4 protein-coding genes are annotated in these 13,606 nt (G+C 73.9%); all 4 read right to left on the reverse strand.

Features of this window, described 5'->3' with window-relative positions; genetic code table 11:
* Nucleotides 1-25 precede the first annotated feature (25 nt).
* Nucleotides 26-9,706: an amino acid adenylation domain-containing protein gene (locus tag ACH4EB_RS04625; protein WP_398345848.1), complete on the reverse strand. Its 9,681-nt coding sequence runs from the start codon at nucleotides 9,704-9,706 to the stop codon at nucleotides 26-28.
* Between the two features lie 208 nt (nucleotides 9,707-9,914).
* Entirely contained in the window at nucleotides 9,915-11,240 is a 1,326-nt protein-coding gene (locus ACH4EB_RS04630; protein WP_398345849.1) for a serine hydrolase domain-containing protein, read from the reverse strand.
* A gap of 279 nt (nucleotides 11,241-11,519) precedes the next feature.
* A complete protein-coding gene (locus ACH4EB_RS04635; protein WP_398345850.1) occupies nucleotides 11,520-12,200 on the reverse strand; it encodes a response regulator in 681 nt (226 codons plus the stop codon).
* On the reverse strand, nucleotides 12,170-13,447 hold the full coding sequence (locus ACH4EB_RS04640) for a sensor histidine kinase (RefSeq protein ID WP_398345851.1): 1,278 nt from the start codon (nucleotides 13,445-13,447) through the stop codon (nucleotides 12,170-12,172). Before ACH4EB_RS04640 ends, ACH4EB_RS04635 begins: the two co-directional genes overlap by 31 nt.
* Between the last annotated feature and the right edge of the window lie 159 nt (nucleotides 13,448-13,606).

Here is a 13,606-nt window from a genome sequence, read left to right on the forward strand (position 1 = left end):
CTCAGGGCGGGCGGCGGGGCGGGTGTCAGGGGGCCGGTGGTGCGTCGCTCCCGGAATCCGCCAGGGCGGCCTGCTCCAGTTCGGCGAGGATCCGGTCCTCGACGACCAGGGCGAGCTGGGCCACGGTGGGTGCGGTCAGCACGTCGCGGGGGGACAGGTCGAGGCCGAAGGCGACCTTCATCCGCAGCACGGTCTGGATGCTGAGGATGGAGTCGCCGCCGAGGTCGAAGAAGTTGTCGTGGATGCCGACGCGTTCGACGCCCAGCAGGTCGGCCCAGAGCGCGGCGAGCGCTTCCTCGGTGGGCGTCCCCGGGGGGACGTGGTCGTCGGTGTCCGCCGTGGCCTGCGGTTCGGGCAGTGCCGCCCGGTCGAGCTTGCCGTTGGGGGTCAGCGGCAACGCGTCGAGCACGACGACGGCGGCCGGGACCATGTAGCCGGGCAGCGTGGCGGCGGTGTGCTCCCGCAGCTCCCGCGGGTCCGGCTGCCGGCCCTCGGCGGGCACCACGTAAGCGGCCAGCCGGTGGTGGCCGGAGCCGCCCTCGCCACCGGTGGCGAGCACCACGGCCTCGGCGACCAGCGGGTGGGAGAGCAGTGCGGATTCGATCTCGCCGAGTTCGATGCGGTAGCCGCGGATCTTGACCTGGTCGTCGGTGCGGCCCAGGAATTCCAGGTGTCCGTCGGGGCGCCACCGGGCGAGGTCGCCGGTGCGGTACATCCGGGTTCCGGCGGGTCCGTAGGGGTCGGCGACGAAGCGTTCGGCGGTCAGGGCGGGACGGCGTACGTAACCGCGCGCCAACCCGGCCCCGGCGACGTACAGCTCGCCCTGCACCCCGGCCGGCACCGGCCGCAGGCCCGCGTCCAGGACGCGCAGGACGGCGTTGTCACGGGCCCGGCCGACCGGCACCGGCCCGGGCTCGGCGTGCTCGCCGGGCTCGATGCGGTACTCCATGCAGCCGACGGTCGCCTCGGTCGGGCCGTACTCGTTGATCACGGTGACCTGCGGGTGGGTCCGGCGCCACTGTTCGAGCACCTCGCCGAGCAACTGCTCGCCACCGACGACGAGATGACCGGAGGTGAGCAGGTCGTCGGCGAGGGTGCCCAGCAGCGCCAGGTGCGACGGGGTCACCTTCAGCAGGGAACAGTCACGCACCGGCCCGGGCAGGGCCGCGATGTCCTCCAGGGCGCTGATCAGGACGCGGCCGCCGCTGATCAGGGGGGTGTAGAGGGCGGTGACGGTCAGGTCGAAGGTGACCGGGGAGTGCAGTACGGCGGTGCCGGCCGCGCCCGGGTAGGCGACGGCGGCCCAGTCGACGTAGTCGGCGAAGGAACGGTGCTCGATCACCACGCCCTTGGGGCGCCCGGTGGAGCCGGACGTGTAGATGACGTACGCCGGGTGCGCCGGGTCCAGGGGCGCCGTGCGCTCGGCGTCCAGTACCGGTCCGCACGGCAGGCCCGTACCGGGCCCGGTGAGACCTGCGCCGTCCAGGAGCAGCCGCCCGGCGGCCGGGATCACCGCCTGCGACGCGGAGTCGACGAGCACCAGGGCGGGCGCCGCGTCCTGAAGGACGTGGGCGATGCGCTCGGCCGGGTGGCCCGGGTCGACCGGCACATAGGCGGCGCCCGACTTCAGGACGCCCAGCAGCCCGGTCACCAGGTCCACCGAAGGGGCCGCGGCCACCGCCACCAGGTCCTCGGGGCCGATGCCGCGGGCGATCAGCTCGCGCGCCAGCCGGTTGGACCGCTCCGCCAGCTCCCGGTAGGTGACGCGCTGCGAGCCGTGGACCAGCGCGGTGGCTTCCGGCGTACGGGCCACCTGCTCGGCCAGCATCCCCAGCACCGTGCGGGTGCCGACGTCGCGCACCGGGCCGGTGCCGGCGTCCAGCAGGGCCTGGCGCTCGTCCGGCGCCAGCCACGGCAGCTCGCGCAGGGTCCGCCCCGGGTCCGCCACCGCGCCCGCCAGGATCTCCCGCAGCCGGCCGGACAGCGTCCGCACCGACTCCGCGTCGAACAGGGCCGGGTCGTAGGCGAAGCCGAACGTCAGCCGCTCACCCGGGTAGACCGTCACGGCGAGCGGATAGTTGGTCGTCTCGACCTCGGCGTACAGGTCGCGCAGCCGCAGTCCGTGCGCGCTGCCGGCCTGCTCGTCGATCGGGTAGTTCTCGAAGATGACGATGCTCTCGAACAGCGCGCTGCCGCTCGGTACCTCGGCGGTGGCCTGCACCCGGGCCAGCGGCAGATGGTCGTGGCCGCGGGACTCGGCCTGCGCGGCCTGGAGCCGGGCCAGCCAGGGCACCAGCGGGACACTGTCGTCGACCTCGGCCCGTACCGGCAGGGTGTTGATGAAGATCCCGTGGATGGCCTCGGACCCGGTCAGCTCGGCCGGACGGCCGGAGACGGTCGCGCCGAACACGACGTCCCGCTCCCCGCTGTGGCGCGCCAGCAGCAGCGCCCAGGCCCCCTGCACCAGGGTGTTGAGCGTCAGCCGGTGCTCCCTGGCCAGCGCGTTCAGCCCGGCGGACAGCTCCGGGGTCAGCTCCAGCCCCACCCGGCCGGAGGAGCGGCTGTGGTGCGGGCCGCCGGGCTGCCGGTCGTAGGGCAACGCGGTGGGAGCGGCGAACCCCCGCAGCGTGCGGCGCCAGAACTCCTCGGCGGCCCCGGTGTCCTGCTCCAGGAGCCAGGCCACGTGGTCGCGGAACGGCGGACGGAACGGCAGCGCCGGTTCCGCCGCGCTGCCGTCGGCGTCCGCGCGCCGCAGCGCGCCGTAGCACGCGAACACGTCGGACAGCACCTGGAAGGCGCTCCAGCCGTCCAGCAGCAGGTGGTGGAAGGTCCACAGCACCTGCACCGCGTCACCGGGCAGGGCGGCGAGCGCCACCCGCATCAGCGGGGCGGACGACAGGTCCAGGCCGGCCGCGTGGTCCCGCGCGAACAGCTCGTCCAGCGCCGTGCGCCGCTCGGCGTCCCGCGCCAGGTTGCGCCAGTCGAGGTGGCTGACCGGCAGCGTCACCGTACGGTGCACGGCCTGCAACGGCTCGTCGAGACCGTCGCGGAGCACGCTGGTGCGCAGCACCGGGGTGCGGTCGACGACCTGCTGCCAGGCCCGGCCGAGCAGGTGCGGATCGGCCACGCCGTCCAGGACGAAGGAGATCTGCTCCAGATACAGCGGCCGGTCCGGCTCGGCCATGCTGTGGAAGAGCATCCCGCTCTGCATCGGGGTCAGCGGGTAGAGATCCTCGACGGCGCGGCCGTCGCCGGCCACCCGGTCGAGGGTCGCCTGGTCGAGTCCGGCCAGCGGGAAGTCGGAGGGGGTCACCCCGCCGGCGGCGGGGTCGGCGCAGTGCCGGACGATCTCCCGCAGCGCCTCGGCGGTCTGCGCCGCCAGCCGCTCCACGGTCTCCCGCTCGTGCACATCGGCCGAGTAGTACCAGGTCATCGACAGTTGGCCGGACTCCACGTGGCTGACCGCGTCCAGCAGGTGCGGCCGCAGCTCCCCGGGGTGCCCGGTGAGCTGGACGCCCTCGCCGCCGGGGCGCAGCAGCGAGCCGGGGGCGGTGCCGGTGTCGAACCGGCCGAGGTAGTTGAAGCTGATCCGGGGGGCGGCCCGGCCCGGCTGCCCCAGGGGCGAGCCCGGCCCGGTGAGGTGGCGCAGTGCGCCGTGGCCCAGTCCGCGTCCCGGCACGGCCCGCAGTTGCTCCTTGACGGACTTGAGCGTGGTGGCCCAGTCCCAGGCGGGATCGACGGTCAGCGCCACCGGGTGGATGCTGGTGAACCAGCCGACGGTGCGGGTCAGGTCGATGTCGTCGAAGAGTTCCTCGCGTCCGTGCCCCTCCAGGTCGATGAGGGTGCGCGGGCTGCCCGTCCACCGGGCGAGCACCCGGCCGTAGGCGCTGAGCAGGATGTCGTCGACGCGGGTGCGGTAGACCGCGGGGACCTGCTGGAGCAGGGCGCGGGTCTCCTCGGCGCCCAGCCGGACGGTCACGGTCCGGGTGGAGGCGACGGTGTTGGGCCCCTGGCCGTCGGTGGGCAGCGCGCCGGTGCCGGCCGGGCCGCCGTCCGCCGCGGTGACCGCGTCCCAGTGGCCGGCCTCCGCCGCGAAGCCGCCGTCGGCGGTGTGCCGCGCCAGCCGCAGTGCCCACTCGCGGAACGAGCTGGTGCCCGGCCCCAGGTCGACGGCCCGGCCGGCCGCGGCCTGCCGGTAGCCGGTGTCGAGGTCCTCGGCCAGGACACGCCAGGACACGCCGTCGACGGCCAGGTGGTGTGCGCTGAGCAGGAGGTGCGGGGGCCGGGCGGCGCCCCGCTCGACGAGGACGGCGGTGAACTTGCGGTCCTCCGCCAGCCGGAACCTGGCCTCCGGCCCCTCGATCCAGGCGCGTACCGCCGCGTCCTGGTCCGGCGCGTCCAGGCCGGACAGGTCGATGGTGCGCAGCACCGTGTCGTCCGCGCGCGCCGGCGCGGTGTGCTGCCGCCACTGCCCGTCGACACGGGTGAAGCGGCTGCGCAGCGCGTCGTGTTGGCGGGGCAGCGCGGCGACGGCGGCCGCCAGTGCGCCGCGGTCAGCGGCCGGGTCCAGTTCGAAGACCACGTACTGGTCGAAGTGTTCGGGCCCGGTCCGGTGGTGGTCGAAGAACCAGTGCTGTACGGGGGTCAGCGGGACGTCACCGGTGGCCGCGACCCGGGGCCGCGCGTCCTTCCCGTCGGCACCGTCGGCGACCGCGACGGCGGCCAGCGAGGCGACGGTCTGCCGCAGGAAGACGTCCTTGGAGTGCACGGTCAGGCCGGCGGCACGGGCCCGGGAGATGACCTGCATGCTGAGGATGGAGTCGCCGCCCAGCTCGAAGAAGTTGTCCTCGACACCGACCTTCTCCACACCCAGGACCTCCGCCCAGATGCCGGCGAGGGTCTCTTCGGCGCGGCCGCGCGGCGCGACGTACTCCCGCGTGCCCGCCGAGGTGTTCCAGTCGGGCGCGGGCAGGGCGCGGTGGTCGAGCTTGCCGGCCGGGGTGAGCGGCAGCCGGTCCACGGCGACGAAAGCGCTGGGGACCATGTGCGACGGCAGCGTCCGGCCGAGGAACTCACGCAGTGCGGCGGGCTGCGGGGTGTCGGCGCCGGGCGCGGCGACGGTGTAGGCGACCAGCCGCTTGGGGCCGGACTCCGGCTGGAGCGCGAGAATCGCCGCGGCGGTGAGCGCGGGGTGGCCGAGCAGCGCGGAGCGTACCTCGCCCGGCTCGATACGGAAGCCGCGGATCTTGACCTGGTCGTCGGCGCGGCCCAGGTACTCCAGCGCCCCCGAGGGCAGGGCGCGGGCCAGGTCGCCGGTGCGGTAGAGCCGCTCGCCGGGGGCGGAGGGCGCGGCGACGAACCGCTCGGCGGTCAGGTCGGGCCGGTCGAGATAGCCGGTCGCGAGACCGGCACCGCCGATCCACAGCTCACCGGGGATGCCCGGCGCGACCGGCGCCATCCGCTCGTCCAGGACGTGCACGGTGGTGTGCGCGATCGGGCGCCCGATCGGCACGGAGGGGCGCCGGGTGTCTTCGGGGGTGATGCGGTGGCTGGTGGCGAAGACCATGCTCTCCACCGGTCCGTAGCCGTTGACCAGCCGCAGGTCCGGGAATTCGGCCAGCACCCGGGCCACATGCACGGACGAGGCCGCCTCACCGCCGGTGATCACCTGTTCCACGGCGCCCAGGGCCGCCGGATACTCGTCGGCCATGACGTTGAACAGGCTCGCCGACAGCCACAGCGTGGTGATGCGGTGCTCGGCGATCAGCCCGGAGATCACCTCGGGGTCGGGCGTGGAGCCCGGGTGCAGCACGCAGGTCCCGCCGTGCAGCAGGGCGCCCCACAGCTCCAGGGCGAAGGCGTCCCAGGACATCGGCGCGGCCTGTAGCCAGACGTGACGCGGGCCGAACTCCACGAAGTCCTGGCCGCACACCACCCGCACCGCCGCCCGGTGCGGCGACACCACACCCTTGGGGCGGCCGGTGGAGCCGGAGGTGAACATCACGCAGGCCGCGTCCGACGGGCCCGCCGTACGCGGCAGGTCCTGTGCGTCCAGCGTCTCGACCGCCTGCCGGTCGCCGTCGACCGACACCGTCCGGTGCGTCCCGTCGGGCAGTCGTGTGGCGTGTGCGGTGTCGCTGATCACGACGTGTGCTCGGGTTTCGCCGAGGAGGTCGGCCAGGCGCTGGTCGGGGAAGGCGGGGTCGAGCAGGGCGTACGCGGCGCCTGTTTTGAGGACGGCGAGCAGTGCCGTCACCAGGTCCGGGCCGCGTTCGAGGCATACGGCGACGATCGTGCCCGGTGCCGCGCCGTGCGTGGTGAGCAGGCGTGCGAGCCGGTTGGCCCGCGCGTTCAGTTCTCCGTACGAGACGCGTGCCGCACCGAAGACCAACGCCGTCGCGTCCGGCGTCAGCGCCGCCCGCTCCTGGAACAGCTCATGCAGACCACGGTCCAGCGCACCGGCCTCGCTGCGGTCACCGGCGGCGGTCACCGGCACGGCGCATTCCCCGGCGGTGCCCACCAGCGGGAGTTCGCCCATCGGGCGGTGCGGCGCCGCCACCACGCCCTCGAAGAGGGACCGCAGGTAACGGCCCATGGTCTCGACCGTGGCGGCGTCGAACAGGTCGGTGCTGTACTCGATCACGCAGTCCAGCGCGTCGCCCTGCGGCCAGAACTCGACGAACAGGTCGAACCGCGAGAAGTACCGGGGCAGTTCGTACCCGGTGATCCGCAGCCCGCCGGCCTCCGGCAGCTCCGGCTGGCCCTGCTGGAGCGCCACCACGACCTGGACCAGCGGATTCCGGCTGAGGTCCCGCTCGGGGGCGACCGCCTCGACCACCCGGTCGAACGGCACGTCCTCGGCGTCGAACGCCTCCAGTACCGTCGTGCGCACCTCGCCGAGGAACCCCGCGAAGTCCTGCCCGGGGTCCACCTGGGAGCGCAGCACGAGGGTGTTGACGAAGAAGCCGATCAGGCGCTCCAGCTCGGGGCGGGAACGCCCCGACGACGCCGTGCCGATCGCCACGTCCCGCTCACCGCTGTAGCGCGCCAGCAGAAGCTGCACGCCCGCGGCCAGGGTCATGAACAGCGTGGCGCCGTGCTCCCTGCCCAGCTCCCGCAGGGCCGCGACCAGCGGCGCGGGCAGCGCGAAGCGGTGTGCCGCGCCGCTGGTCGCGCGGACGGCGGCGCGGGTGCGGTCGGCGGGCAGCCGCAGCGGGGTGAGGCCGTCGAGCCGGTGCTTCCAGTAGGCGAGCTGGTCGTCGAAGGCCGGGCCCGACAGACGGTCGCGCTGCCATACCGAGAAGTCGCCGTAGTGCGTGGGCAGGGCGGGCAGCGCGGCGTCCACGGCCGCGCTCCCGGCGCGTGCCGCCGCGTAGAGCGTGGCCAGCTCCTCGACGAGGACCCGCATGGACCAGCCGTCGGTGACGATGTGGTGCAGGGTGAGGACCAGCAGGTGCTCCCCGTCGGCCGGCCGGATCAGCAGGGCCCGCCACGGCGGGCCCTGGCGCAGGTCGAACGGCAGCTCGGCGTCCGCGCGCAGCAGCAGTTCCAGCTCCGCCTGCCGCCCGTCCGCACCCAGGCCGCCCGGCTCGCCCGGCCCGGCCAGGGACACGGTGCGCAACGGCGGTTCCATGGTGGGGTGTACGCGCTGTACGCCCTGGCCGTCGACGGCGTCGAAGGTGGTGCGCAGCGCCTCGTGCCGGGCGGACAGGGCCCCCAGGGCGCGGGTCAGCGCCGCCGTGTCCAGCGGCCCGGTCAGCCGCAGTCCCACTGAGGTGTTGTACTCGACCGCGCCGTGCTCGAACTCGTAGAGGAACCACAGGCGTTGCTGGGCGTAGGACAGCGGCAGCGTGCCGTCGCGCGGTGCCGCCGGGATCGGGGCGTGCGCCGCTCCGGCGTCGGCGCCTTCGCTGTCGGCCGTGGTCAGGGACCTGGCGAGGTCCGCGACGGTGGGCGCGCCGAACAGCGCCCGGGGCGGTACGGGCACGCCGAGCCGGGCCCGGACGCGGGAGACGATCCGCATGCTGAGGATGGAGTCGCCGCCCAGCGCGAAGAAGTCGTCCTCGACGCCGACCCGCTCCACGCCCAGGACGTCGGCCCAGATCTGCGCGATCGCGCTCTCCTGAGGCGTGCGCGGAGCGACGTAGGAGGCCGCCTGCGCGCTCCAGTCGGGCGCGGGCAGGGCGCGGTGGTCGAGCTTGCCGGCCGGAGTGAGCGGCAGCCGGTCGAGGGTGACGAAGGCGCTGGGCACCATGTGTTCCGGCAGCGTGCGGCCGAGGAACTCACGCAGCGCGGCGGGCCGCGGCGCCTCGGCACCGGGCGCGGCGACGACATAGGCGGCGAGTTGCCGGGCGCCCTGTTCACGCCGTACGGCGGCGACGGCGGCCGATCCGACGGCCGGGTGGGCGAGCAGCGCGGAGCGTACCTCGCCTGGCTCGACGCGGAAGCCGCGGATCTTGACCTGGTCGTCGGCCCGGCCGACGAATTCCAGCGCCCCCGAGGGCAGGGCGCGGGCCAGGTCGCCGGTGCGGTAGAGCCGTTCGCCGGGGGCGGAGGGCGCGGCGACGAACCGCTCGGCGGTCAGGTCGGGCCGCCCGAGGTAGCCCAGCGCGAGGCCGTCCCCGCCGATCCACACCTCGCCCGTCGTGCCGGCCGGCACCGGGCGCAGCCGCTCGTCCAGGACGTGCACGGTGGTGTGGGCGAGGGCCGTCCCGATCGGGACCGCCGGCCCGTGCAGATCCTCCTCCGTGATCCGGTGGCTGGTGGCGTAGACCATGCTCTCCACCGGGCCGTAGCCGTGCACGAGTGCCACGTCGGGGTGGGCCCGCAGCAGCCGGGCCATGTGCCCGGGGGAGGCAGCCTCGCCGCCGGTCGTCACCTCGCGCAGCGCGCCCAGGGCGTCCAGGTACTCGTCGACCATGACGTTGAACAGGCTCGTCGACAGGAAGCAGGTGGTGATGCCGTGTTCGGCGATCAGCCCGGAGATCACCTCGGGGTCGGGCGTGGAACCCGGGTGCAGGACGCAGGTGGCGCCGTGCAGCAGGGGACCCCACAGTTCCAGGGCGAAGGCGTCCCAGGACATCGGGGCGGCCTGTAGCCAGATCCGGTCGGGTTCGAAGGTCAGGAAGTCCTGGAAGAAGATTCGTACGGCGGCCCGGTGCGGCGCGATGACGCCCTTGGGGCGGCCGGTGGAGCCGGAGGTGAACATCACGCAGGCCGCGTCCAGCGGGCCCGCCGTACGCGGCAGGTCGTCCGCCTCCAGTGCCTCCACCGCGGCCCGGTCGGCACCGTCCAGCGACACCACCTCGGCCGTCCCGTCGGGCAGTCGTGTGGCGTGTGCGGTGTCGCTGATCACGACGTGTGCTCGGGTTTCGCCGAGGAGGTCGGCCAGGCGCTGGTCGGGGAAGGCGGGGTCGAGCAGGGCGTACGCGGCGCCTGTTTTGAGGACGGCGAGCAGTGCCGTCACCAGGTCCGGGCCGCGTTCGAGGCATACGGCGACGATCGTGCCCGGTGCCGCGCCGTGCGTGGTGAGCAGGCGTGCGAGCCGGTTGGCCCGCGCGTTCAGCTCCGCGTACGAGATCCGCGCCGCACCGAAGACCAACGCCGTCGCGTCCGGCGTCAGCGCCGCCCGCGCCTGGAACAGCTCATGCAGACAACGGTCGGTGGGGGACGTGCCGGCCGGGTCCCGCGGAGACCCGTCTGCCACGGCGATCGGTCGCGAGGATGCCGTACCGCGTTCCATGTTCCCTCTTCCGGATTCGGTGCGGGGGCACGCCGCACAGGGGTGCGAGGGCATGCCGCCGATGGAAAGAATGCGCAAGTCGTACGCGGGCCGGGTTTCGGTGCCCTGCCCGCCGTGTGCCGCCGCTCCCGTGGCCGTACGAGGCGGGGCGGCCGGCCGGTGACCGGTGTCGTCAGGCGCGCTGGGCGCGCCGCCCGGTGACCTGGATCTGGTCGATGTCGCCGGTCCCGGGGTTCCGCAGGAAGCGGCCGAGGTAGACCATGCCGCCGTCGGAGATCTCCTGGAGGGTGAAGTGCAGCCCCTCGTGGACGGTGATCCGGGCGAACGGTTCGCCGTCCAGCCGCAGGGTCAGCTCGCCCCCGTCCCCGGCCCCGACCAGGTACTCGGTCTCGCCGTTGACGTAACGGCCCAGGCAGCCGGGCGGCGCCGGGATCTTCTCCCGCGGGTCGCGGAAGGCGGAGTACGAGTAACTGGCCACGTCCAGGCCGAGCCGTCGCAGCTCCTCCAGCAGGCTCTCCCACATGGCCATGCCGGTGTGGGCGTTGGTGGTCAGCGCGACGACGGTGCCGCCCGTCGGATCGACGCGCAGGTGGCAGGAGGTGCCGTCGGCGGTGCCGTCGTGGCCGGTCCAGTACGTGCCGTCGTCGGCACGGTACAGCGACAGGCCCAGGCCCCAGCCGTCGGCGAGCCCGAAGGGTTCGGCACCGGGCACCCCGGCGCGCATGGCGGCCAGCGCCTCCGCGTCCAGCAACCCCGGCACGCCGTCCGCTTCGTCGGTGTGCAGCAGGCCGAATGCCAGCAGGTCCAGCGCGCTGAGGGCGAGCGCCCCGGCCGGTGCCTCGATGGCGGGGAGCGTCTGGCGGACCGGCACCGCGCGGCTCGGCGCGGTACGGGCCGCGTGTCCGCTGACGTACGGCCGCGGCGAGGGGCCCGCGATGTAGGCGGGTTCGATGTCCAGCGGGTGCAGCAGGAAGCTCTCCAGCGCCTCCCGCCAGTCCATCCGGGCGGCCTGTTCGGCCAGCATGCCGATGACGGTGTAGCCGACGTTGGAGTACGAGAACGAGGAGCCGAACGTGTCGATGGGCGCCATCCGGGCGCAGTCGGCGAGGTAGCCGCGGCGGGTGGCGCCGGCCAGGCTGTCCGAGTCGCGGCCGGGCGGCAGCCCGCCGCTGTGGCTGAGCAGGTGGCGCAGTGTCGTCGCGGCGCCGAAGCGGGCGCCCGGCGCCCGCAGTTCGGTGAGCACCTCGGCCACCGGGGCGTCGAGTTCCAGGTCGCCCTCGTCGACCAGCAGCATGGCGAGCGCGGCGGTGAACGCCTTGGTGATCGAACCGACCGGGAACTTGGCGTCCTCGGTCACCGGCACGGCCCCCGCCGCGTCCTGCTCGCCGAACACGAAGGAACGGGTCTCGCCCTTGTGGTGCAGGGCGAACTGGCCGCCCGGTACGCCGTGTTCGTGTGCGAGCGCGGGCAGGCTCCCGGTCAGCTCTTCCACGTTCATGAAATCCCCCTACAGGCGTCGGCGGCTCACCCGAACGGTGGCGCCGCCATGGCCTGCTTTCCCTGTACTGGTCCCGCAGGCCCACGGGCCGGGACCGCCTGCCGGGGCAGGACGGACCGGCCCCGGCACGCGCCGTTGTGTCCGGCGGGCCTGCGTGGGACACCTTCCCCCGGGCGGGCCCGGCGCGCCACCTTCGTAAGCTGACGTGAAATCAGCCCGATGCGGCGAACCTGTGCGGGCAACAACCCGGCGCGGGGCGGTGGGGGCGGGCCGCGGGGGTCACTCGTCGCGCAGGTACGCCAGGACCGCGAGCACCCGGCGGTTGCCGTCGTCGGGGGAGAGCCCCAGCTTGGCGAAGATGTTGCCGATGTGTTTGGCCACCGCCCCGTCGCTGATGTTCAGCGCGTCCCGCACCATCGCGTTGGAGTAGCCGTGGGCCATCAGGCCGAGCACCTCCTGTTCGCGGGCGGACAGCAACTGGTGCTGGTGGCGCCGGTCGCGTTCCATCAGCATGTGCTGGACAACTTGCGGGTCGATCACCATGGCTCCTGCGGCGACACGTTCGACGGCCTGGGCGAATTCACTGAGCTCACCGATCCGGTCCTTGAGCAAGTAGCCCAGGCCGGCCCGGCTCTGGCGGTGCGGCACCCGGCTGGGGGTGAACAGCTCGTGGGCGTACGCGTTCGCGACGTACTGGGAGAGCACCAGCACCGGCAGGTCCGGGTGGCTCTTGCGCAGCTCCGTCGTGGCGCGCAGTCCGTCGTCACCGTGTCCCGGGGGCATCCGTACGTCGGTGACGACGATGTCCGGGGCACACTCCCGTACCGCCGTGATCAGCGAGTCGGCGTCCCCGACCGCGCGCACCACCCGATGGCCGAACTTGTGCAGCAGTTCGACGATCCCTTCGCGGACGAGCGCCGAGTCCTCGGCTAGGACGATACGGAGTGACGGTGCTGGCACGGAATCTCCAGGCTGAGGACGGTGGGGCCACCGGAGGGGCTGGACAGCGTCAGTCTTCCATCGACCACCGCGACCCGGTCGGCCAAGCCCTGCAGCCCGCCGGCCTCGCGCAGTACGGCACCCCCGACGCCGTCGTCGGTGACCGTGACGGACAGCCGGTCCTCCGTCAGTCGGCCGCGCACCGTGGCGGACGCGGCACCGCTGTGCTTGACGACGTTGGTGAGCGCCTCGCTGATGAAGAAGTAGGCGGTGGCCTCGATCTGCGTGGGCAGCCGCTCGGCCAGCTCCACGTCGACGGCGACCGGCACCTGGCAGCGTACCGCGACCTCCGAGACCGCCGCGCCGATACCGTGGTCGGTGAGGACCTGCGGGTGGATGCCGCGGACCAGGTCGCGCAGTTCGTCCAGGGCCTGCTTCGCCTCGCCCCGGGCCCGGGATATCAGCTCGCCGGCCTTGCCGCCCGCCGGGTCCGCGGCGCCGAACTCCATCTCGGCCAGGCCCAGGGTCATGACCAGCGCCACCAGGCGCTGCTGCGCCCCGTCGTGCAGATCCCGCTCGATCCGGCGCCGTTCGGCCTGGAAGGCGTCGGCCATCCGGGCCCGCGAGCGGGTCAGCTCCACCACCTGGTCGGTGGGCCCGCTCTCCTTGGGGGCGAGCATCAGCCGGACGAACCAGGACTGCGCGGCGGCCGCCGCGCCCAGGACGTACGCGGCCACCGGCAGTACGGCGATCCCGAGCCCGGTGAGCAGCAGCGCCTCCGGCTGCCCGGAGGCGACGGCCACCTGGACCGGGAAGACGATCAGCAGGACCAGCAGGCCGGCCATGGCCAGCAGCGCCAGGTCCACGACGGACAGCAGCACCGCGAACACCATGGCGAAGCCGAACTCCCGCCAGGTCGCGCTCTCCTGCAGCCGGGTGTGCACCCAGGGCCACAGCCCCGGCCGGGCGACGGGGCGGTGCGGACTGGCCGGCCGGTCCGCGTGCGGCCCCTCCAGGATCCGCAGCCTGCGCCGCTCCAGCGCGGCCAGCGGAATACCGAGAAGGACGGACCCCGCCAGGATGACCAGCCCGACCCCCACCACCGACAGCAGCAGTCCGCACACCACCACACCTCCCAGCACGACCAGTGAGAGCAGCCCGAGGAGACCGGAGGAGAGGAGGTAACCGAGCGAACGCCAGGGCGCCGACGAGGTGAGGAAGCTGACCGGGTTCCGGGTCACGGCCCGCCAGATGGGAGAGGTGCTCATTCGGCCCACAGTAAGGCGCCGCCGTGCACGGGCGGAGCCGCGGCCGCTGTGGTGCCGGTGCGGGTCGGCGCCCGGCCCGTAAGGCGCCGGTAAGAGGCCGGCCCGGCAGGTTCCGCGCGGGGGTCGCGGGCTGCCGGGCCGACCGGTCCTTGGGATACG

The organism is Streptomyces sp. NPDC018045 (genome assembly GCF_044327445.1).
Lineage (GTDB): Bacteria > Actinomycetota > Actinomycetes > Streptomycetales > Streptomycetaceae > Streptomyces.

Excerpts from the sequence above, each read along its gene's own strand:
- ACH4EB_RS04630 (WP_398345849.1), bottom strand. The coding sequence starts at position 11,240 with ATGAACGTGGAAGAGCTGACCGGGAGCCTGCCCGCGCTCGCACACGAA.
- ACH4EB_RS04640 (WP_398345851.1), bottom strand. The coding sequence starts at position 13,447 with ATGAGCACCTCTCCCATCTGGCGGGCCGTGACCCGGAACCCGGTCAGC.